Source organism: Tardiphaga sp. 42S5 (genome assembly GCF_034044155.1).
Lineage (GTDB): Bacteria > Pseudomonadota > Alphaproteobacteria > Rhizobiales > Xanthobacteraceae > Tardiphaga > Tardiphaga robiniae.
On sequence record NZ_CP139027.1, the window covers coordinates 2923996 to 2945786 of the forward strand.

The 21791-nt window shown below is 61.9% G+C and carries 19 protein-coding genes, 1 other RNA gene and 1 pseudogene; 12 read left to right on the plus strand and 9 right to left on the minus strand.

Annotation, left to right across the window (positions count from 1 at the left end):
• Position 1 precedes the first annotated feature (1 nt).
• A complete protein-coding gene (locus SFY93_RS13670; protein WP_320447494.1) occupies positions 2 to 739 on the minus strand; it encodes a response regulator in 738 nt (245 codons plus the stop codon).
• 170 nt (positions 740 to 909) lie between these two features.
• Here SFY93_RS13670 and SFY93_RS13675 point away from each other — a divergent pair, with 170 nt between their 5' ends.
• The 3 genes from SFY93_RS13675 (at position 910) to SFY93_RS13685 (ending at position 2659) form a co-directional block, all read left to right on the plus strand.
• On the plus strand, positions 910 to 1503 hold the full coding sequence (locus SFY93_RS13675) for a hypothetical protein (RefSeq protein ID WP_089267575.1): 594 nt from the start codon (positions 910 to 912) through the stop codon (positions 1501 to 1503).
• 157 nt (positions 1504 to 1660) lie between these two features.
• Complete coding sequence (locus SFY93_RS13680; RefSeq protein ID WP_120289287.1) at positions 1661 to 2038, plus strand: PRC-barrel domain-containing protein; 378 nt, start codon at positions 1661 to 1663, stop codon at positions 2036 to 2038.
• A gap of 78 nt (positions 2039 to 2116) precedes the next feature.
• Positions 2117 to 2659, plus strand: coding sequence for a PRC-barrel domain-containing protein (locus SFY93_RS13685; RefSeq protein WP_175367198.1), 543 nt, complete (start codon positions 2117 to 2119; stop codon positions 2657 to 2659).
• Positions 2660 to 2765: 106 nt separating this feature from the next.
• Here SFY93_RS13685 and SFY93_RS13690 read toward each other — a convergent pair whose 3' ends face one another.
• From SFY93_RS13690 to SFY93_RS13710, 5 genes are all read right to left on the minus strand, one after another.
• Positions 2766 to 4316, minus strand: coding sequence for a DUF4403 family protein (locus tag SFY93_RS13690; protein WP_320447495.1), 1551 nt, complete (start codon positions 4314 to 4316; stop codon positions 2766 to 2768).
• A gap of 74 nt (positions 4317 to 4390) precedes the next feature.
• The gene (locus SFY93_RS13695) at positions 4391 to 5086 is read right to left on the minus strand and encodes a L,D-transpeptidase (RefSeq protein ID WP_320447496.1); all 696 of its coding nucleotides are present in this window, start codon (positions 5084 to 5086) and stop codon (positions 4391 to 4393) included.
• 217 nt (positions 5087 to 5303) lie between these two features.
• Entirely contained in the window at positions 5304 to 6158 is an 855-nt protein-coding gene (locus SFY93_RS13700; protein WP_320447497.1) for an ABC transporter permease, read from the minus strand.
• Between the two features lies 1 nt (position 6159).
• Positions 6160 to 6963 (minus strand): ABC transporter ATP-binding protein, encoded by an 804-nt coding sequence (locus tag SFY93_RS13705; RefSeq protein WP_320447498.1) that lies wholly within the window; start codon positions 6961 to 6963, stop codon positions 6160 to 6162.
• Between the two features lie 2 nt (positions 6964 to 6965).
• Positions 6966 to 7976 (minus strand): ABC transporter substrate-binding protein, encoded by a 1011-nt coding sequence (locus tag SFY93_RS13710; protein WP_320447499.1) that lies wholly within the window; start codon positions 7974 to 7976, stop codon positions 6966 to 6968.
• A gap of 466 nt (positions 7977 to 8442) precedes the next feature.
• On the opposite strand from SFY93_RS13710, the gene SFY93_RS13715 reads away from it, so the two are divergent.
• Positions 8443 to 9690 (plus strand): extensin-like domain-containing protein, encoded by a 1248-nt coding sequence (locus SFY93_RS13715; RefSeq protein WP_320447500.1) that lies wholly within the window; start codon positions 8443 to 8445, stop codon positions 9688 to 9690.
• A 9-nt stretch (positions 9691 to 9699) separates the two neighbouring features.
• Here SFY93_RS13715 and SFY93_RS13720 read toward each other — a convergent pair whose 3' ends face one another.
• Entirely contained in the window at positions 9700 to 10332 is a 633-nt protein-coding gene (locus tag SFY93_RS13720; RefSeq protein ID WP_320447501.1) for a TetR/AcrR family transcriptional regulator, read from the minus strand.
• Between the two features lie 186 nt (positions 10333 to 10518).
• Between SFY93_RS13720 and SFY93_RS13725 the strand changes: the two genes are divergently transcribed.
• The 6 genes and pseudogenes from SFY93_RS13725 to SFY93_RS13750 all read left to right on the plus strand — a co-directional run bounded on the left by SFY93_RS13725 (position 10519) and on the right by SFY93_RS13750 (position 18398).
• Complete coding sequence (locus tag SFY93_RS13725) at positions 10519 to 11751, plus strand: HlyD family secretion protein (protein ID WP_320447502.1); 1233 nt, start codon at positions 10519 to 10521, stop codon at positions 11749 to 11751.
• Positions 11752 to 11765: 14 nt separating this feature from the next.
• The gene (locus SFY93_RS13730; RefSeq protein ID WP_309946652.1) at positions 11766 to 13349 is read left to right on the plus strand and encodes a DHA2 family efflux MFS transporter permease subunit; all 1584 of its coding nucleotides are present in this window, start codon (positions 11766 to 11768) and stop codon (positions 13347 to 13349) included.
• Positions 13350 to 13425: 76 nt separating this feature from the next.
• Positions 13426 to 14183: pseudogene (locus tag SFY93_RS13735) on the plus strand (IS5 family transposase).
• A gap of 418 nt (positions 14184 to 14601) precedes the next feature.
• Complete coding sequence (locus SFY93_RS13740) at positions 14602 to 16404, plus strand: ABC transporter ATP-binding protein (RefSeq protein WP_320447503.1); 1803 nt, start codon at positions 14602 to 14604, stop codon at positions 16402 to 16404.
• Between the two features lie 207 nt (positions 16405 to 16611).
• Positions 16612 to 17571 (plus strand): AraC-like ligand-binding domain-containing protein, encoded by a 960-nt coding sequence (locus SFY93_RS13745; RefSeq protein ID WP_320447504.1) that lies wholly within the window; start codon positions 16612 to 16614, stop codon positions 17569 to 17571.
• A 95-nt stretch (positions 17572 to 17666) separates the two neighbouring features.
• The gene (locus tag SFY93_RS13750) at positions 17667 to 18398 is read left to right on the plus strand and encodes an alpha/beta hydrolase (RefSeq protein WP_320447505.1); all 732 of its coding nucleotides are present in this window, start codon (positions 17667 to 17669) and stop codon (positions 18396 to 18398) included.
• 80 nt (positions 18399 to 18478) lie between these two features.
• Here SFY93_RS13750 and rnpB read toward each other — a convergent pair.
• Positions 18479 to 18913: RNase P RNA component class A (gene rnpB / locus SFY93_RS13755), an RNA gene on the minus strand.
• A gap of 199 nt (positions 18914 to 19112) precedes the next feature.
• On the opposite strand from rnpB, the gene SFY93_RS13760 reads away from it, so the two are divergent.
• Positions 19113 to 19463, plus strand: coding sequence for a YciI family protein (locus tag SFY93_RS13760; RefSeq protein ID WP_068732310.1), 351 nt, complete (start codon positions 19113 to 19115; stop codon positions 19461 to 19463).
• 4 nt (positions 19464 to 19467) lie between these two features.
• A complete protein-coding gene (locus SFY93_RS13765; protein WP_320447506.1) occupies positions 19468 to 20727 on the plus strand; it encodes an RNA polymerase sigma factor in 1260 nt (419 codons plus the stop codon).
• Here SFY93_RS13765 and SFY93_RS13770 read toward each other — a convergent pair.
• On the minus strand, positions 20724 to 21575 hold the full coding sequence (locus tag SFY93_RS13770; protein ID WP_320447507.1) for an N-acetylmuramoyl-L-alanine amidase: 852 nt from the start codon (positions 21573 to 21575) through the stop codon (positions 20724 to 20726). The two genes, SFY93_RS13765 and SFY93_RS13770, sit on opposite strands and share 4 nt — an antisense overlap.
• Positions 21576 to 21791 lie beyond the last annotated feature (216 nt).

The window sequence follows — 21791 nt, forward strand, 5'->3', positions numbered from 1 at the left end:
ACTAGTTGGTCGTCGCCGTCGCGACCGCTTCCACCGTCGGCGTGAACATGTAGCCGCCCGAACGCACCGTCTTGATCATTTGCGCGTCCTGCGGGTCGATCTCGATCTTGCGGCGGATACGGCTGACCAGCACGTCGATGCTGCGTTCGAACGAGCCGGCGCTGCGGCCTTGCGTGAGATCGAGCAGGCTGTCGCGCGACAGCACGCGGCCGGAGCGCTCGACAAAGGCGCGTAGCAGATCGAATTCGGCCGAGGTCATGGCGACACGGGCGCCTTGGGGATTGCGCAATTCGCGCAGGCGCAGGTCGATCTGCCAGCCGGCGAATGACAGCGCCGTGGCGTTCGGCGTGGCGCTGGCATTGAGCGCTGTGGCCTGTCGGCGCAGCACTGCATTGATGCGTGCCAGCAATTCGCGCGGATTGAACGGCTTTGGCAGGTAGTCGTCGGCGCCCATTTCGAGGCCGAGGATGCGGTCCACGTCTTCGCCGCGCGCCGTCAGCATGATGATCGGCAGTTGCGACTCGGCACGGACCTTGCGGCACAGGCTGAGGCCGTCTTCGCCGGGTAGCATCACGTCGAGGATCAGCAGGTCGACACGGGTGTCGGCCATCACCTTTTCCATCTCGCGCCCGTCGGCAGCGGTGGTGACGTTGCAGGAATTGGTACGCAGATACTTCGCGATCAGCGTACGGGTTTCGCGGTCGTCTTCTACGACCAGGATGTTCGGTACGTTTGCCATGCGAACTCTTTTGGCCGGGATCGGCGCGGGCTGCAGAAGTTTTTTGTTTCGGACTATTGCTGGTGGCTGGGGCGCAACAAACCGCAACATGTCAGCAAGGCAATAACAAGACCTCGTTAAGAAGGTTAACCGCAAGTTGCGAGCACTAAGCAAGCACCTTGGAGCAGATCATGACCTCTATCTCGGCTGCGTCCAGCAGTTCCTACCAATCCCCCCTTCAGAAACTGCAGCAGGAGCTGCAGGCCGAGCTTTCCTCCGGAAAGATCAGCAGCGGCGATCAGGATGCGCTGTCCTCTGCTTTAACCGATATCGACTCGTCGCTGCAGGCCGACCGTTCGAGCCAGAGCAGCGGCAGCCGGCCGTCGCCGGACGAGATGAAATCGAAGATCGACGATCTCATCAGTGCCCAGGTGTCCAGCGGCAAGCTGACCTCGGACCAGGCCACCGAACTGCAGGGCGTGTTCCAGTCGGCCTTCGCCGATGGCGGTCCGGGTGGAGCAGGCGGCGCTCGCGGTGCCGGTGGTCCACCTCCTGGCGGTGGACCCGGCGGCCCACCGCCGTCGGATAGCGCCGATAGTACCGACAGTACCGATGATACGGACAGTGCGACCAGTATCTCCGATATCATGAAGCAGTTCCTGGACTCACTGAAGCAATCGCTGGAGGCCTCGTCTTCAAGCTCCTACAGCGCGAGCGGCACCAGCGCTACAGCATCCAGCAGCAAGGCGTCATTCACGGCCCTGCTGATCGACTACCAGACCTGATAAGAAGACCGCGACGCTTACGACCAGGCTGACGCCACCATCTTTCCCGCAAGGGAAAGGTGGTGGTTTCTTTTGTGCAGGTCACTTTCGCGCTATTGGCGGAACAAGGAACACGTCCGGGCATTGTTACTCCTTAAATTGATTTATGGAGGCGACAATGACTCCCGACGTCATGACGAAGCCGCATAGCCTGATTGCGAGCGACCGGATCGAGGGAACGGCGGTACGACGTCCAAATGGCGAACGCATCGGTCATATCGAACGTCTGATGATCGACAAGATCAGCGGCAAAGTGTCCTACGCGATTCTGAGCTTCGGCGGCTTTCTCGGTCTCGGCTCGAATCTGCTGCCGCTGCCTTGGGCGCGGCTGACCTTCAATCGCACGCTCGACGCGTATCAACTTGATATCAGCGAAGAGGAATTGCGCAGCGCGCCGTCATTCACCGAGAAACGCGAGTTCGACTGGGGCGACAGGTCGCAGGAAGAAGCGCTGCATCGCCACTACGGCGTCGCACCCTATTGGGGCGAATTCTAACGACAATTTCGGTGGAACCGGAACAGTCATTGTACCTCCGCGTTGGTTTTGGACGACCCACAACGACAGGAGGAACATATGTTCAAGAAATACATGACGGCTGGTATCGTTGGTTCGGCGTTGCTGGCAACCGCAGCTTTCGCGCAGAGCCCGAGCGCAACTACGACAACCACAGCCCCGGCAGCTGCGCCGGTCACCGCATCTGATACGACGTTCAATGGCAACTGGCGTACATCGAAGGTGGTCGGTCTGAGCGTATATAACGAAGCCAATGAGAGCCTCGGCTCGATCAACGATCTCCTGACCGACAAGCAGGGGAACATCAAGGCGGTGGTGATTGGCGTCGGTGGTTTCCTCGGTGTCGGCGAACGCCTGATCGCCGTGCCTTATGACAAGATCAAATTCGTGAACGAGCCGGTCGCAACAATGGCGTCTTCAACTGGCGGTTCGTCGGGCATGAAGTCGACCTCGCCCCCAAGCGGCATGACCACGGGTGCAGCCACCTCGGGTGCAGCTCCCGCAGCCGCCAAGGCTAATCCTTGGTACCCCGACCATGCCGTGCTCAGCGGCGCCAGCAAGGATCAATTGAAGGCGATGCCTGAGTTCAAGTATGCGATGTAAGGCCTTTTGCGTCACGTTGTGATAACGCGAGCCAAGAACCAGTAAGCTGACGATAAGGGCGCGCCCGTTTTGCGGGTGCGCTCTTCACCGCGTCATCGCGTTGAATCTACAGCCCCGGTAAGACCGTCACATTCACATTGATGGCGCCATCGGCTTCCGCGATCACCCGGAGTGTTTTGGAATCGAAGGCGATCCCGCCAAGGCGGAGGCTGCTGATCTCGGCGCCGACGCGGATGCCGTTTTCGTTCTTCTGGAAGTCGGCGATGACGGCGGCGATCTTCTTTTGCGCGTTCGAGGCAAAGGGCTTCAGATCAATGGTCGCACGTTCGGCCAGCGTCTTCTGTAGCAATGGCATGGCTGCACGAGCTGCCGCGCCGAGCAGGCCGAAGGCCGCTTCGGATTCAACGGCAAGTTCCAGATCGGTAAAGCGCAGCGTCTGTGCCGCCTGATCGAGCGCAGGCTTGCCCCAGACATGGACGGTTGCTTCGCCGCCAAGACCGAACCAGCTCTGCTTCTCCTTGGCATTCACCAGCAACGAGATGAGCAGGCGGTCGCCGGATGCCGAGACAGTTGCCTTCTTCACCGTCACTGCGACCGCGCCGGAATTGTCTTCCGGGAATGTCTTGCCGACGAGTTGCGCCTCGATGATCTTGTTCAGTTCAGTGAAAGGCATGTCCACGGGCACACCGATGCTGAGTTTGCCGGGGCCGGGCGGCACGATGGCGAGTGTGGCAGGGAACGGACAATTCGGCTGCGTCTGTGTTGAGGTCACGCGTGTTTCGGCCTCGACGCCGAGTGTCAGCGTCAAATTGCTGGCATCGATGCGCGGCTGGGCGGCGACGGCGCGCGTCGGCTTCAGTTCGATGAACAGGTTCTGCAATGCGCTCGCACCTTGCAGCGGGATCGACCGGCAGAGTTTGGCCCATTCACGCCGGGCATTCTGCTCGAAGGCAGGATCGTTGCGCAGGCGCTGCTGCAGGGCGATGATCTGCTCGTTGACCGCATTGTCGATCATCGGCTTGACCTGCGCGGGCACATTGATGCGGGCACCGGCGACCGCGACATTGGTGTCGCCGAGTGTCACCTGAGCGGTCAGGTTCGGGTCGATCCGCCAGTTCGGCGTCAGCCGCGGCTGCGCCGAGACTACGACATTGCCGCGGATTTCCGCATTGGCATTGACGTTCTTGATGTTGATGTTGCCAAGCTGCTTGGCAACATTGCCGCCGAGCAGGTTGCCGAGCGCACCGCCCAACGCATCGCGCACATTCGTCGAGATGGCGCCGGTGACATTGAGCGTGCCGCTCAGTGGCGTGGACATGGTCAGCGTGTCCTGCGCGCCAGTCGCCGCGATCGGACCGCGTGCGGCGGTCCACTTGATATCGGCATCCTGCAGCAATTGCTGTACAGGATTGTCAGCCGTGCCGTTGAAGCTGCGCGGTGCGCCGCGATCGGCGGCATCGCGGATCGCGGTGAGTGCAATGGCGACCGGCGCGATGATGCTTGAACTGCGTGCGGGTGAGGGTGGCAGCGGCGGCAATGCGACCAGCACTGGCGCCGAGCCAGCGCCGCGCGGAGCCACATAGTCCATCACCTTGAGTGCGACCACGAAAAAGACGGCGACCAGCACCGCGCCGATCAGAATTGGTTTCAGACGCATGATGTCCCCGCTCGAAAACGCGGGGACATTACAATGCTGTGGTGACGCGCGCCAGTTATGAACCGTGCCCGACTTTAGCCACGCTTGCCGCTTGCGCTGTCTGCACGGCGATCCATCGGCAGGACGATGACTTTGGTGCCGACTGTGACGCGGGAATACAGATCCGACACGTCCTGATTGGTGAGGCGGATGCAGCCGGACGACACCTGCGTGCCAATGGTCTCCGGCATATTGGTGCCGTGGATGCGATAGATGGTGCCGCCGAGATACATGGCGCGGGCGCCGAGCGGGTTACCGGGGCCGCCGGCCATGTGGCGCGGCAGATAGGGCTGGCGTGCGATCATTTCAGCCGGCGGGGTCCATGCCGGCCATTCGGCCTTGCGAGTCACGGTTTGTACACCGGACCATGTGAAACCATCGCGGCCGACGCCGATGCCGTAGCGGAGCGCCTGACCGTTGCCGAGCACGTAATACAGATAGGTGTTCGGCGTATCGACGATGATCGTGCCGGCGGCCTCGCGGGTCGGATAGTTGACGATCTGCCGCCTGAAGCGCGCGGGCTGTTCGATGGCAGAGCGCTCGTCATCCATCTGCGGCGACTGCATGTAGGGCGCAGGCTCGCTCTGGACCGGCGGCGCCATGAAGAACGGAAACAGCGGCAGCGGCGCTGCGGCTGCCGGGTGGGCGAAGGAGAATGCGCCGGCAAGGAGCGCGCCGATAGCGACGGCAGCACGGCGAATTTTTCGTTCGAAGGAAGCGAGGGTTATCATGGGAATCTCCGTTTGAGCGCCTGTGAATGAGCGCCCGTTCGGCGCCTCGTTGGCAGGAGATGTACCCAGCGACCGTTTCAGGAGATTTGCGTCAATTCTGCAAAACGGTTTCGTCGCGGCGGAGAAATGTGTCGTCGCGGGGGATAGGGGCAACATTGTTGCGACAGAAGTGACTGCCGGCGCGCCGATTTGAATCAAGCGCGCCGGGTTTCGAGCGTCACTCGTTAACGGTGGTATCCGGGCGCCAGGTCAGCAGCCGGTTCTCGATCATGGTCAGGATCCATTCGGCCAACAGCGCCACGATCGCAATAACGATCATCGCCGCGAACACGCCGTTGGAATCGAACGAGCCCTGTGCGGTCGCGATCAGCAGGCCCATGCCTTCGCGGGCGCCGAGGAATTCACCGACGATGGCGCCGACCAGCGCAAAGCCGAACGAGACATGCAGGCTGGCGAGAATCCAGGACAGCGCCGAGGGCAGCACCACAGCGCGGGTCATCTGCCAGTTGCTGGCGCCGAGGATGCGTGCATTGGCGATCAGGTTCTTGTCGGCCTCGCGTACGCCCTGGAAGGCGTTGGCGAACACCACGAAGAACACCATCACGACGGCAAGTGCAATCTTCGAGGCCGCGCCAAGGCCGAGGGCGACGATGAAGATCGAGCCGAGCACCACGCGCGGGATCGAATTCGCGACCTTGATGTAGATCGAGAACACGTCTGACAGGAGTTGGTTACGCCCCAGCGCGATGCCGCACAGGATGCCCATGGCTGAGCCGATCAGGAAGCCGGCGCCGGCCTCATAGATTGTCACCCAGATCTGCTTCCACAGCGGCCCGATCGAGGTGCCGTTCTCGGTCCAGTCTGTCAGTTTCAGGACGATGCCGGAGGGCTGGCCGAAGAAGAACGGATCGATCAGCTCGAAGCGCACGCCGAATTCCCAGCCGCCGATCAGGAATACAAGAACGGCAAGCCGCAGCGCCAGCACCAGGCGTTGATGGCGGCGCAAGCGCTGGACGGCGGTTTCGATACGGCCGTCGGCGGCGAGGGGGGCGGTCACTGTTGTCTCGGTCATGTCAATGTCCCGCCCGTGCGCGCAATACTTCCTCGCGCAGGTCGTCAGAGATCTTGCGGGCAATGGTGATGAAACGTTCGTCATAGCGCAGCGTCGCGACATCGCGTGGACGCGGCAGGTCGATGGTGTGGACGGACTTTACCCGCGCCGGTCGCGTGGTCAGCACCGCGACGCGATCGGCGAGCAGGATGGCTTCGTCGAGATCGTGGGTGACGAACAGCACCGCCGATTTCGCCTGCGCCCAGAGCTGCAGCAATTCCTCCTGCATCAATTCGCGGGTCTGCACGTCGAGCGCGGAGAACGGCTCGTCCATCAAAAGGACCTGCGGATTGTTGATGAAGGTCTGTGCCAGCGCCACGCGCTTGCGCATGCCGCCGGAGAGCTGATGCGGATGATGATGTTCGAAGCCCTTCAGGCCGACGCGAATGATCCAGTCGCGCGCGGTAGCCTCCGCCTTGTCTTTCGGGACACCGCGAAACAGCGGTCCGGCCATGACATTGCCGAGCACGTCGCGCCATGGAAACACGGCATCCTGCTGGAACACGAAGCCAACGCGCCGGTCAACACCGGTCACCGGCGCATCGAATAATGTCACCTCGCCGCCTTGCGGGCGGGCGAGGCCGGCGATCAGCCCGAGCGTCGTCGACTTGCCGCAGCCGGTCGGGCCCACTACGGCCATGAATTCACCGGGCGCGATGGTGAGGTCGAAATCCTCCAGCGCGGAGAGAACGTCACCCGAAGGCGTGACGAAGCGACGCGCGACGTTCTTCAGCGCGACGGCGGAGGGCGATGCAATTGCTGACATGCTCAGTTCGTCGCGTTGGCTTTGACCACGAAATCCGTGGTGTAGGTCTTGGCGAGGTCAATGGTCTTGCCCTTGAGGTTGGGCGAGAAGCTGTTCAGCACACTCAGCACCGACTCCGGTGCACCAGCAGGCATCATGCCGTCGACCGAATATTGCGGCTTGCCTTCGCGCAGACCCTGCACATAGAGATCGAGTTCGCCGGCATAGTAGTCCTTCGGCATTTGAGCTGCGATCTCTTCGGGCGAGTGGGTATTCATCCACTTCAGCGTCTTCACGAAGGCATTGACGACCTTCTGTGCCGTCTCCTTGTTCGCTTCCATCCAGGCGCGGTCCATATAGAGGCACGCGGCCGGATAATCGCTGCCGAGCGCAGCGCGGGTGCTTTCCGGCGTCCGCAGATCGATGCCGACTTTGGCCGTGCCGTTCTTCACCGCGCGCGCCACCGTCGGCTCCGTGGTCATGCCGGAAACGATCTTGCCCTGCTGCATGGAAGCGAGGAACGTATCGCCGGCGCCGACCGGCACCAGCGTGTAGTCCTGCATCTTCAGCCCTGCTTTGGCGGCGAGCGCGCGGGTCAGGAAGTCGGTGGCAGAGCCGAGGCCGGTGACGCCGAGCGCCTGACCCTTCCAGTTGGCGGGATCCTTCAGCTTGTCGGCGTCGGCGGCTTTCACCAGCACGACTTCGCCAGGCGCGATCGCGAATTGCACCACCGAGGTGATGAATTTGCCCTTGGATTGCAGGTCGATGGTGTGATCGTAGAAGCCGACCACGCCCTGGACTTCGCGGGCGAGCAAAGCGGTGGCCGCCTGTGAGCCGGAGGTGGAGTTGAACAGTTCGACGTCGAGCCCCTGTTCCTTGAAGAATCCGAGCTGCGCCGCGAGTTTCGCCGGCAGATAGATCTGCTTGTCGATACCGCCAACCATGATTTTGATCGGGGTTTGCGCCGCAGCAGGGGCTGCAAGTGCAGCGGCGAGTGATACAGCCGCAATGGCTGCGGCAAAGAATTTGCGCATAGGCGTTTCCTGACTTCTGAATTCGGCGCTGGTCTACTGCGCGGGCGGTTGTCCCGGTCCATGCGCAAGCGCTCGTAACGGGGCATCAGGCCCCTGCCTGCGTCAAACTGTCAATCGGTTACTGGCAGGTCACAACAGCAAAAAGCGCCCGCTCGGGAGAGCGGACGCCATAGGTGAGAAAGCTTCATGGGATTAGGGCTCTACAGCACGCCAAATACGATAGCGCCGACGAAGGCGATTGCCGCATAGGCGGCCACAACGCTCAGTTGGCCGAACATAGTCATGGGAACCCTCCCTTTGACGTTGTCGCGCGGAGTAACGCGAAAGCTGGCGGTCCGTTCCCGCAGAAAAGAGAAGGAAGTCGACCAACTGCGGCCGTAGCGGTACGAATGTCGGCAACATGGTAAATCAAACGTGAATTCAATGCGTTGAAGAGTCTTTAAAACATTTCGACCACCTTGCGCGAATGACGCGCAGAGTTCGTTTGTATCTCGTCGGCTCCGTCGTCCTTGTTTCGCTTGCGGGTTGCGGACGCGGTCTGTTTCAGACCCAGGAACGTGAACCATGGCGTGCCGAGGCAGAAGTCGCATGTCTCAAATCCGGCACGGTGAAAGAGGGCGCTGATCTCGTTCGGATCAACCCGATTTCCGGGCCCGGTGTCTGCGGCGCAGAATTTCCCTTGAAGGTCGCAGCTCTTGGCGACGCCAGCAGCAGCTATGGTTTTGCCGATGAAACCTTGCGGCCGCCTGGCGGCATCAACGGTGCAAGCCAGCCACGTTGGCCGGTGCAGCAGCAGCCACAGACCATGGCGCGTCCCGCGAACAGCTATCCGAGTTCCTATCCGCAAGCCGCGCCGCAGCAGCCGTCCTATGGCGGTTCATCCTATGGCGGCGCTGCCAATAACGGACCGATCTCGCTGAACGCGCCGGGCGTGCCGCCGGACAATGAAGACGAAATCGAATTGCCGCCGGAAGGTTCGCCGCAGACGATGCGCGCGCCGCAGCAAGAGCAGCCGCGCGCGCCTTACGGCCGCTATAGTTCAGGTGTGCAGCAGAGCCAGCCGCCGCAGGACTATGCCCCACAGCGTCTTGGACCGGGACAGGGCAATGTCACGGGCTCGGTCGGCCCCGTCGTCGTGAAACCGACGGCGACGCTGGCCTGTCCGATCGTCTCGGCACTCGACAAGTGGCTCGCGGAGTCCGTGCAGCCGGCAGCGATGCGCTGGTTTGGCACCCGCGTCGCCGAGATCAAGCAGATCTCCGCTTATTCGTGCCGCGGCATGAACGGCAACTCGCGCGCGCACATCTCCGAGCATGCATTCGGCAACGCGCTCGATATCTCCGCCTTCGTCCTCGCCGATGGTCGCAGTGTCTCGGTGAAGGCAGGCTGGAAGGGGATGCCGGAAGAGCAGGGCTTCCTGCGCGACATCCAGGGCGGCGCGTGCCAAGTCTTCAACACCGTGCTGGCGCCGGGATCCAACGTCTATCACTACGATCACATTCACGTGGATCTGATGCGCCGGCCCAAGCGCCCGGTGATCTGCCAGCCGGCGGCCGTGTCGGGCGAGGAGATTGCCGCTCGCGCGCAAAGTCGCAATCCCTATGCCGGGCGCAACAGCAATGACTACGGCGGCGTGACCGGCTCGATCGGGCGCACGGCCAAGAAGTCGACGCGCAAATCGCCTGACGACGAGGACTTCTACGAGAACGAATAGACCGGCTTGTCAGATGCGGTAGGCCGCGAGGAACATCCGCACGGCGCTGTCGACGACCTTGTCGATCTCCGCGCGCGTGGGTGTCGGCTTGGCCTGGAAGATGAAGGGCTGAAACAGCGTCGCCTGGCAGGACATCATGAATTGCGCGGCGGCCAGTTCGGTATCCTTGATTTCCAGTTCCTTCGCAGCGACGCGGGCATCGAGATAGGTCGCGACCTGCCGGATCGCGTGTGCCAACACCGCTTCATAAAAGCGTTTGCCGACATCGGGCATGCGCTCCGCGATCGCCATCACGGTACGGATCGCCGAGCCGCCGCCGGGCCGGCACAGCAACTGGATATAGGCGCGGCCGAACTCGCCGAGCGTGGTCACTGCATCGCGTTCCGGATCGAGATTGAAGACAGCTTTGCCCTGCTCGAGCTTCTCCTGCTCGACGATCGATTCAAACAGCGCGCTCTTGTCGGTGAAATAGACGTAGAGCGTGCCCTTGGAGACGCCGGCGGCACGCGCGATCTCGCCCATGCTGGCGCCGTCGAAGCCCAGATCCAGGAAGACCTTGCGCGCGCCGTCGAGAATTTGGCGGCGCTTGGCGCTGTCTTCCTCGCCGACGGGCGAGAGGGAGGCATGGTGGGAAGCAACCATTCATTCAGCCTGTTCGATGACTCAGCAAAATACCGTTCCGAAGTGAACTGGAATAACGCGAAATCGTGATGAACTGACCAAACTCTATCTTGACCGAACCGTTCGGTCAATTTACATATTGCCGCAGCAAGCGGGGGACCCGGCATGTCCGATGGTGTCCGCATTCTCACGTTTGAGGAGGCCGGAATGGCCGGACCACGCGACCAGGCTGCCCGTATCATTCGCCCCGAAGGCGAGACTGACAGCGCGCCGGTACGCGTCGTGTCGCCCGCAGCGGATGAACCCGCAGCCCGCGGTCCTGCGGATGCGCCCGCACCTGAACAACCCGCCACGGAAGCACCGGCTGCGACCGCGCAGACCGCTGCTCCGAAGTCCGGCAAGAAGAAAAAAGTACTGCTCGGCGTCGGCGCGCTGCTCGCCGTCGCAGGCGTCTATTATGGCGTGAACTATTATCTGGTCGGCCGCTTCATCGTCTCGACCGACGACGCCTATGTCCGCGCCAGCAACACCACGCTGGGTGCGCGCGTCTCGGGTCATATCGCGCAGATACTGCCGGGCGACAACGTGGCGGTGAAGGCCGGCGAGGTGATCTTCAGGATCGACGACGGCGACTATCGCATTGCTGTCGATGCCGCCAAGCGCAAGATCGACACTCAGAAGGCCACCATCGAACGGATCGGCCGTCAGGTCGGCGCGCAGGAAAGCGCGGTCGAGCAGGCACAGGCCCAGCTCGCATCGGCTGATGCCGCCGCCAATCGCGCCTCGCTTGAATTCGACCGTCAGGAAACGCTGAGCAAGCAGGGTTTTGCTTCGCGCTCGGTCTACGAGACCTCGCAGTCGAACCGCGACCAGACCTCGGCTGCCGTCAAGGCCGCGAAGGCATCCGTCGACTCCGCCAAGAGCAGCGTCGAAGTGACGAAGGCGCAGCAGAACGAAGCGCGCGCGCAGCTCGCCGAATTGCAGAGCGCCCTCGACAAGGCCGTTCGCGATCTCGACTTCACGACCGTAAAGTCGCCGGTGGATGGCATCTTCTCCAACCGTCTGATCTCGACGGGCGATTTCGTTGCGATGGGCCAGCGTCTCGGCAATGTCGTACCGCTCAACGACGTCTATATCGACGCCAACTTCAAGGAGACACAGCTGCGCCGCCTGAAGCCGGGCCAGCCGGTCTCGATCGAGCTCGACGCCGATAGCAGCCGCGCCATCGAAGGCACGGTGGAGAGCCTCGCGCCGGCCGCCGGCTCGGTGTTCACGCTGCTGCCGCCCGATAACGCCACCGGCAACTTCACCAAGATCGTGCAGCGCGTGCCTGTGCGTCTCAGGGTGCCGGCTGACGTCGCCAAGGAAAACCTGCTGCGCGCCGGCATGTCGGTCTATGTCCGCGTCAACACCAAGCCGGGTGCAGAACCCGCGCGCTAAGTCAGGACAAGCAGATGTCCACGACAACCACCGTGTCAGGCGCACCGCCGGCCGCTCCGGCTGCGGACTATGTCGCGCCGAAACGCCTGATCGCGTTTCTGATCATGGTGTTCGGCATGTTCATGTCGATCCTGGACATCCAGATCGTCTCGGCCTCGCTGTCTGAAATCCAGGCAGGTCTTTCCGCGTCATCCAGCGAAGTCTCTTGGGTGCAAACCGCCTATCTGATCGCGGAAGTGATCGCGATTCCGCTGTCCGGCTTTTTGTCGCGCGCACTCGGCACGCGGCTGTTGTTTGCGATCTCGGCCGCCGGATTCACTTTCGCCAGCCTGATGTGCGGTTTCACCTCGTCGATCGAGCAGATGATCCTGTGGCGCGCGATCCAGGGCTTCCTTGGCGCCGGCATGATCCCGACGGTGTTCGCCTCGGCCTATACGGTGTTTCCGCGCTCCAAATTCCACATCGTCGGCCCGATCATCGGCCTCGTCGCGACGCTGGCGCCGACCATCGGCCCGACGGTGGGCGGTTACATCACCGATGCGCTGTCATGGCACTGGCTGTTCTTCATCAACGTGGTCCCCGGCATCGGCATCACCATCGGCGTGCTCGCGTTGGTGGATTTCGACGAGCCGCATTTCGAACTGCTCGATCATTTCGACTGGTGGGGCCTCGGCTTCATGGCGGGTTTCCTCGGTTCGCTAGAATATGTGCTGGAAGAGGGGCCGCGTAACGATTGGTTCGGCGACACCTCGATCGCGATCTTTGCCGTTGTCTGCGTTGTGAGCTGCGTGGCGTTTTTCTGGCGCGTGTTGACGGCGAAAGAACCGATCGTCGACATCCGTGCCTTCACGGATCGCAATTTCGCGCTGGGCTGTCTGTTCTCGTTCTGCGTCGGCATTGGGCTCTACGGCCTGACCTATCTCTATCCGCGGTATCTCGCCGAGATCCGCGGCTACAGCGCGCTGATGATCGGCGAGACCATGTTCGTCTCGGGCGTTGCGATGTTCCTGACGGCGCCGCTGGTGGCGCGTCTGATGCAGAAAATCGACATGCGCTATCTCATCATGGCGGGATTGGTGCTGTTCGCTGCCGGCACCTGGCAGATGACCTGGGTGACGCGCGATTTCGATTTCTACGAATTGCTGCTGCCGCAAATCCTGCGCGGCATCGGCATGATGATGGCCATGGTGCCGATCAACAACATTGCGCTCGGCACGCTGGCGCCGCAGATGCTGAAGAACGCTTCCGGCCTGTTCAATCTGACGCGCAATCTTGGCGGCGCACTCGGCCTCGCGCTGATCAACACCGTGCTTGATCACCGCACCGACTTCCACATCACCCGGCTGCACGACAAGGTCACTTGGGGTAACGCGCAGGCAGTCGAGATGCTCAACATGTTCACCCAGAAGTTCCAGGGCATGGGCGACGCGTCGCGCATGGCCATGAAGCAGCTGTCGCAGATCGTACATCGTCAGGCCGTGGTGATGAGCTTTGGCGACGCGTTCTTCGCGCTGTCGGTGTTCTATGTCGGTCTCAGCCTCATGGTGATGCTGCTGAACAAGCCCAGCAATCCTGCCAATGCAGGCGGCGGGCACTAGAGCCGATCGACATTCAGGATTCCCAAGAGGTTCAATCGCTGATTCATAGGGCTCCATGATTTGCACGGAGCAAGTGATGGGGGCGAAGCGCTACGAATTGAATGAGGCGCAGTGGGTGAAGATTTCTCCGCTGCTGCCGGGCAAGGCTGGCGACGCAGGACGCACAGCGGCTGATAACCGCCTATTCGTGAACGGCTGTTTGTGGGTTCTGCGCTCGGGTGCGCATTGGTGCGACCTGCCGGAACGGTACGGCAAGTGGAAGACGGTACATCGGCGGTTCAGCCGCTGGTGCCATGCCGGGGTCTGGGAACGCGTGTTCACAGCCCTGACGGCAGACCGGGATAATCAGTATCTGATGATCGACAGCACCATCGTTCGCGCTCACCAGCAGGCTGCGGGCGGAAAAGGTGGGCTAAAGATCAGGCGCTGGGGCGTTCCCGAGGTGGACTGACCACGAAGATCCATATGCTGGCCGATACACTTGGTCGCCCGCTCCGCTTCATCATCACAGCCGGACAGGCTGGCGACGTCACCCAGGCGCCTGCCTTGCTCCAGGGCCAGGCCGGCGAAGCCGTGCTTGCCGACAAGGCCTATGACAGCAACGCGCTACGCGCGATCATCGCCGATATGGGGGCAACAGCGGTCATCCCGTCCAACCGAACCCGCAAGGTCATCATTCCGCACGACATCAACGTCTACAAGCAGCGCAATCGGATCGAGCGCTGCTTCTGCCGACTCAAACACTTCCGGCGCTTCGCCACACGCTATGACAGACGAACCTCGCACTTTGCTGGCTTCATCCACCTCGCCGCAGCAATGATCTGGAACCAATGAATGTCGATCGGCCCTAGAGCGTTTTCGAGCGAAGTGGATGCCGGTTCGCGTCAAGAAAACGCGTCAAAACAAAAAGCTAGAGCGGCTGGAGCGGTTCTATCGCCAATCAGCGATTGGTCCTGGCCATCATGTTGCCAAAAGTCGGCAGCACATCTATAAAACTACCTTCCATTGCTCGAACCCGAGGGAGAGTCTGCATGAAGTCGATTGATCTGCTCTCCGGAATTCTCGGTTCGGTGCACGCATGCGGGTTTATGCGGGCTCGTTGAGCCCCGGTTCCGCCTCTGCCGGTCGGGCCTGATGTCCCGATCATCCTGATCTTTCCCGTTTCTGTACTTTTAGGACGCTCGTGTTCGGTCTGGCCGTTGCGCGTCAAACCATGGAGCCGGTCTGCGCAGGGGCGCTGCCGGATGAAGTCATGACTCTGAAATCGAAGGACCGCGCCGCCGCTATCCGCGTGGTGATCCCTTTCGTGATCCGGCATTGGTTCCGGCAGCCCGGACGGGCGGCGACGGTTGCTGTCGGTCTGCTCGGCGCAACGGTGGCCGATCTGTTCATGCCGCTATTCTCCGGCCAGCTGGTCGATGCCGTCACCAAAGGTGGCGCCGATCCGGCGGCGCGGCACGCGGCGTATGTCGCCTTCGGCGCCATCGTGGCGCTTGGCGCGATGTCGATGTTGCTGCGGCTGCTCGGCATCCACGCCATCGTTCCGTTTACGCTGCGCATCATGTCGGATCTGTCGCGCGAGGCTTTCGCGCGCGTGCAGCGTTTCTCGACCGACTGGCACGCCAACAGCTTTGCGGGCTCCACGGTGCGCAAGGTCACGCGCGGCATGTGGGCGGTCGATCTGCTCAACGACACGCTGTTGATGGCGCTGCTGCCGTCGCTGGTGGTGTTGCTTGGCTCGATGCTGCTGCTCGGCTGGCACTGGCCGGCGCTGGGCGGCGTGATCGCTGTCGGCACGGTGGCCTATATCGCCATGACCGTGTGGTTCTCCACGCGTTACATCGCGCCGGCCGCGCGCGTGTCGAATGCATGGGATACCAAGGTTGGCGGTACGCTGGCGGATGCCCTGACCTGTAACGCCGTGGTGAAATCCTTCGGCGCGGAAAGCCGTGAGGACGATCGGCTGGGGCAGGTCGTCGGCCGCTGGCGCGTGCGCGTGGCGCGCACATGGTATCGCTACAACACGACGAGCACAGTGCAGCTCGCGGTGCTGCTCTGCGTGCGCACGGCGGTGATCGGCGGCGCCTTGTGGCTGTGGCTGCAAGGTCAGGCGACGGCAGGCGATGTCACCTATGTGCTGACGAGCTATGTCGTGATCCACGGCTATCTGCGCGATGTCGGCATGCACATCAACAACCTGCAGCGTTCGGTGAACGACATGGAGGAGCTTGTCGCGATCCATGATGTCGCGCTTGGCATCGCCGATGCTCCCGATGCCCAGCCGATTGCCATCACGGGCGGGCGCATCCTGTTCGATGATGTGACGTTCCACTATGGCGGTCATGCCACGCCGCTCTATGACGGCCTGTCGGTGGACATCCGCGCCGGCGAGCGCGTCGGTCTGGTCGGGCGTTCGGGCTCCGGCAAGACGACCTTCGTGAAGCTGATCCAGCGGCTCTACGATGTCTCGAGCGGTCGCATCATGATCGACGGCCAGAACATCGCCGAGGTCACGCAGGAGTCGCTGCGCAGCCGGATTGCGATTGTGCAGCAGGATCCGATCCTGTTTCACCGTTCGCTGGCCGACAACATCGCCTATGGCCGGCCCGGCGCCAGCATGGCGGCGATCGAGCAGGCGGCGCGGCTGGCGAATGCGCATGACTTCATCACCCGGCTGCCGAAAGGCTACGGCACGCTGGTCGGTGAGCGCGGTGTCAAACTGTCGGGCGGCGAGCGGCAGCGTGTCGCGCTGGCGCGTGCATTCCTGGCGGACGCACCGGTGTTGATTCTGGATGAAGCGACATCGAGCCTCGATTCAGAGTCGGAGGCGTTGATCCAGGAGGCAATGGAGCGGCTGATGAAAGGCCGCACCTCGATCGTCATCGCGCATCGCCTGTCGACGGTGCGCAGCCTCGATCGCATTCTGGTGTTCGATCACGGGCACATCGCGGAAGAGGGCACCCATGCGACGCTCACGGCCCGGCCGAACGGCATCTATCGCGGCCTGTTCGAACGGCAGGTGCTGGATCTCGATCGCACCGCCGCCGCGGAATGATATCAGGAAGGAACGGGGGCCGCCGTTGGCCCTCGTTCGCATTTTGGCGCATGTCGTGAATGCGTTCGTCCCCCGTGGGCGAGCCGATCGTGGCGACACCCGCACGGTGACGCCCGTCGTCGCAAAATCGGATGTCGTTGACAGTTCCTGCTTTGCGCAACACTCTGTCGATCCTGCGACCAGTATAGACCGTATTGGGGCTCGACGATGGATTGCTCGCCGGACATTCAGACATGGTCGACTGCTCTCGTCGAGCCGGAACGACGGCTGGATTACTGGATTTCCGCTGTCTGCGAAGGCTTTCTGGAGATGGATATCGCCAGCCTCGCGCCCGCGAGCTTTGCGTCCGAACTACAACGCGGGCAGCTCGATGTGATTGGGGTCAATCAAGTTCGAGGCGATCCCCAGCATGTCTATCGCACCAGACGCGCCATCGCGCGCGGCCAGTCCAATTTTTACTATCTGCTTTGCAAGACCGACCGGAACTGGTCGGCCACGCAATCCGAGAGAACGGCGATGTTGCGCCCCCATGATCTTCTCCTGGTGGATTCGCGGCGCCCCTATGAATTTCATTTTCCGGTGACGTCGGACACGATTTCGCTGGAGCTGCCGATGGGATGGGTCGAGCGCTGGCTTACCGCGCCCGAGCAGCATCTTGGCCGGGTGATTGATGGACAGTCTGGCTGGGGACTGGCACTGAGCGGCTTCGTCCGGCAATGGTCACCGGAACTGGCCGTTCGCAGTCCGTTGCCGGCGTCGCTCCTCGTCGATCAATTGGGAGCCCTGCTGGCCCTGACACTGGAAGGCGATGTGACGCAGTCACCGGCGGAGACGTCCGGCACGGCCGCGCTGATTGATCGGATTCGTCGCGCTCTGCGCGAACGCTATGCCGAGCCCGGCCTCACTGCAGCGTCGATTGCCACGCAACTGCAAATCTCGGAGCGCACGCTGCATCGCGGTCTCGCCAGCGCGTCCGTGACCTTTAGCGGGCTGCTTGCCGACTGCCGCATGTCAATGGCCCGCAAGATGCTGGCCGAGCCGCGCTTCGACCGTGTGAGCATCGGTGGCATCGGCCAGAAGGTCGGCCTGACGGATCCATCACACTTTATCCGCCAGTGCCGCAAATATTTGGGTGTGACACCTGGCGAGTTCAGGCGCCGACGATAGCCTGTGACGCAAATCATCGATTGGGCTGGCGCAATCCGGCCATCTGGCCGGCATGTCGGTGTTTATGAATGTCCGGGGAACATCGGGAGGATTGCATGGCAGATCTATACGTCCTGGTTCACGGCGCCTGGCACACGGGGAAGGAGATGGACGCGGTCGCCGGTCATCTGCGGGCGAGCGGGCATGTCGTCGTTCATTGCCCGACGGTCGCTGGCAACAACGCGAATGACGACCGCAGCACAGTTGGGCTTGTGCAGGCTATCGCTTCGATCGCTGATTATATCGAGAAAGAAAATCTGCGGGACATACGCCTTGTCGGACACAGCTATGGCGGCATGGTGATTTCGGGCGTCGCGGACCGTATGGCAGAACGCATCAAGCGGCTGGTCTATGTCAACGCCTTCGTTCCGCTGGACGGACAGTCGCTCAACGACATGGTGCCGCCGCATTACCTTGGCCTGTTCGATTCCATCGCTGCCGCCAACAACAACGCGGTGATGCTGCCGTTCGAAATCTGGCGCGACGCCTTCATCAACGATGCCGATTTCGGACTGGCGAAGTCAGCCTATGAGCAACTCAATCCGCATCCCTACAAGACATTCACCGACAAGATTTCGCTGAGCAAGCCTCTCGCCGAACTTGCGGTCGGGAAATCCTACGTGAATTGTCAGCAGGACATTGCGTTGCCACACAGCCTGCCATGGCATCCCCGACTATCCGAACGTCTTGGTCTGTTTCGGCTGGTCGAATGTCCGGGCAGCCATGAAATGTTCTTCAGCAATCCTGCACGCCTCGCAGAGGCGATCATTCAGGCAGGACGGGACTGAAGCAGATTTCGGTGCGGTCATCGGCACCAAAACTGGCGAAGGGCCCGGCGTGTTGCGCCGGGCCCTTCGTTGTTCAGAAAGTTATCAGCCGGCCTGTAAGCCGGGTTCTGTAGGGCATCGCCGATTTGCACCGGCGATACGTGACGGCCATTCCTCTGGGACCATAGTTGCCTATGGCCTCAAGCAACCTACCCGGACAGCGAGCAAGACATTGCCCCGCAGTGTTATCGCTCAAGGTGAGCGAACTGACTGCTTTGCCGTCCCTATTCGGTTTTGCTCCCGGTGTGGTTTGCCATGCCGTTTCCGTTGCCGGATACGCGGTGCGCTCTTACCGCACCTTTTCACCCTTACCGCGCCATCTCCTTGCGGAGGGAGGCGAGGCGGTTCGTTCTCTGTGGCACTTTCCCTGGGGTCACCCCCGCCGGACGTTATCCGGCACCGTATGTCGATGGAGCCCGGACTTTCCTCTCCCACAGCCTTTCGACCATAGCGGGAGCGGCCGTCCAGCCGACTGACGGCACAGGCATGGAGGCTCAGGGCCGTGGCGTCAAGCCAGGAACGCGCGCAGTCTTTGCCAAAATAAATTATCCTGAAGATGTCGTTCTGCTGCCGGTTCGTTCGACTGACCGCATGATCCCGGAAAGTGGCAACCAGTTTTCGGACCCGATCATGCCCATGTCACGGCGAATGCGCCGCTCAAGAGGAGAGAACGCAATGCAGTATCTGCTGATGATCTACCAGAACGAAGCCGAATACGCGAAAATGGACGCCGCCACAGGCAAGAAGATGCTTGAGGAATATGGCGCGTTCACCCAGTCCATCGTCCAGAGCGGCAATTTCAAGGCCGGTGACCGGCTGCAACCGACGACCACAGCGACGACGGTGCAGGTGCGCGACGGCAAGATGCTCACCACCGATGGTCCGTTCGCCGAGACGCGCGAACAGCTCGCTGGTTACTATCTGGTCGACGCCAAGGATCTCGATGCCGCACTGGCGATTGCGGCGCGGATTCCCAGTGCGCGGGTCGGTTCGATCGAGGTGCGGCCGATCTGGGTCTATAACTGACACCATGACGCTGGCCGAAATCGACAGGATCTTTCGCAACGAGGCGGGTCGCGCGCTGGCGACGCTGATCCGCCTCGTCGGCGATTTCGATTTGGCTGAAGATGCGTTGCAGGATGCCTTCGCGGTTGCGCTTGAAAAATGGCCAACCGCTGAGCCGCCGGCAAACCCGCGTGCGTGGCTTGTTAATGTCGGCCGCAACAAGGCGATCGACCGTGTCAGGCGTCAGGTCTCGTTTCGCGGCAAGCAGGAACAGGTGACGCACGAGCTGTTGCTGAATGCGTGCGCAAATAACGATTGCTGTGATGACGCCGTTCTCGACGACGACATGTTGCGGCTGATTTTCATCTGCTGCCATCCGGCTTTCGCCGTGGAGGTGCAGGTGATGCTGACGCTGCGGACCGTCTGTGGATTGAGCACCGCTCAGGTGGCACGGGCGTTTCTGATCGGCGAAGACGCCATGGCGCAGCGTTTGGTGCGTGCCAAACAGAAGATCCGCATCGCCGGAATTCCCTATGAAGTGCCTGTGCTGGATGCGCTCGAACAGCGCCTGCGCGGCGTGTTGGCCGTGATCTATCTGGTTTTCACCGAAGGCTACGTTGCCACGTCAGGTGACGATCTGATGCGGCCGGACCTGGCGCGGGAAGCAATCCGGCTGGCTCGTTTGCTTGATGCGCTAATGCCGCAGCGACGCGAGATCAAAGGCCTGCTGGCGCTGATGCTGCTGCACGACGCGCGCCGCTCCGGTCGTGCTACGGCGGATGGCGATATCGTGCTGCTGGAAGCGCAGGATCGGTCGCTGTGGGATCACCAACAGATTGCCGAGGGATTGCGGCTGGTCGAGGACGCGTTGCACGCTGCGGGCCGACCCGATGACTATGTGGTGCAGGCCGCGATCGCGGCGCTGCATGTGCAGGCACCAAGCTATCAAGCCACCGACTGGCCGCAGATCGCCGGACTCTACGAAGTCCTGCTGCGGATCAGGCCATCGCCGGTGATCGAGCTCAACCATGCCGCCGCGGTGGCGATGGTCGATGGTCCGCTGCGTGCCTTGAATCTGGTCGACGCATTGCAGGCGAGGGGCGGACTCGACGGCTACGATCTGCTGCCGGCCGTGCGCGCCGACCTGTTGCGCCGTCTTGGCCGGCGCGATGCCGCTCGCGATGCGTATCATCGGGCCAGTGCGGCCACACAACTTGAGCCATTGCGCCGGCTTTACGCGCGGCGATTGGCTGAGCTGGACGAGATGACCGATCCGGAGATCTAGGCTGTCGCTTCGCTGGGCAGGCTGGCGAGCAGGGCCTGCAGCGTGGTCAGCGTCGAGTGATCCACGAGACCGTCGACGCGCTCGGGACGGAAATGGCGCTGGAAGGCGGTGACCACTTCCATGGTCGGGGCATTGTACTGGCCATCGGTCTCGATGCCGTAGCCATAGCGCGCCAGGGCATGCTGCAGCGCCAGTACGTCGTCGCCTGCAGTGCCGAGTTTCATGGCTTCGCCGCGCACGATCGGCGCCGGCATCACCCAGTGTCCGACGCCCGAATTGGCCAGCGAGTGCCACGGGAATTTTTCGCCGGGATCCTTCTTGCGCGAGGGCGAGACGTCGGAATGACCGAGCACGCGATGCGGCTGCAGGTCATGACGCAGCATGATGCCGCGGCATAGCGCGGTGACGGCGGCGATCTGCCGGCTCGGAAAATCCGGATAGCCCCAGTCATGACCGCGATTGATGATCTCGATGCCGATCGAGCAGGAATTGATGTCCTCTTCGCCGGCCCAGAAACCGACGCCGGCGTGCCAGGCCCGCTTGGCTTCCGGCACCGTCTGCACGATGCGGCCGTCCTCGAGCACGATGTAATGCGCAGAGACATCGGTGCCCGCGCTGCACAGGCGCGCGATCGCGCCTTCCGGATCGGGCATGCCGGTATAGTGCAGCACGATCATGTCGGGCACGAGGCTCTTGTTACGCTCACCGAAATTCGGCGACGGGATCACGTCGGAAACGACGGATGAATCCGGGGTAAAGGTCGGCATGTCCGCGGCGCCCTTGGGGATCGGGATGGCGCGTTGACGCTTGGAGTCGGATCCAGCGGGTGCGGACGTAGGTGAAGCCATCAGAAAACTCAAATCAGTCACGAGAACAGCGACACATAACGGTTGCGCCGCAGGCGCGTACTATCCTCGACCGGCACCTTGCTATGCAACGACTGCATGACAGTTTTGCCCCATTTTTATCCACTGTGGGCTTAAAGCATCAGCACTACGATGAAACCGGCACTTGCAATTGATCAACTGCTCTCCAACCCATCAACGCTTTCTTAACGCTAAGTG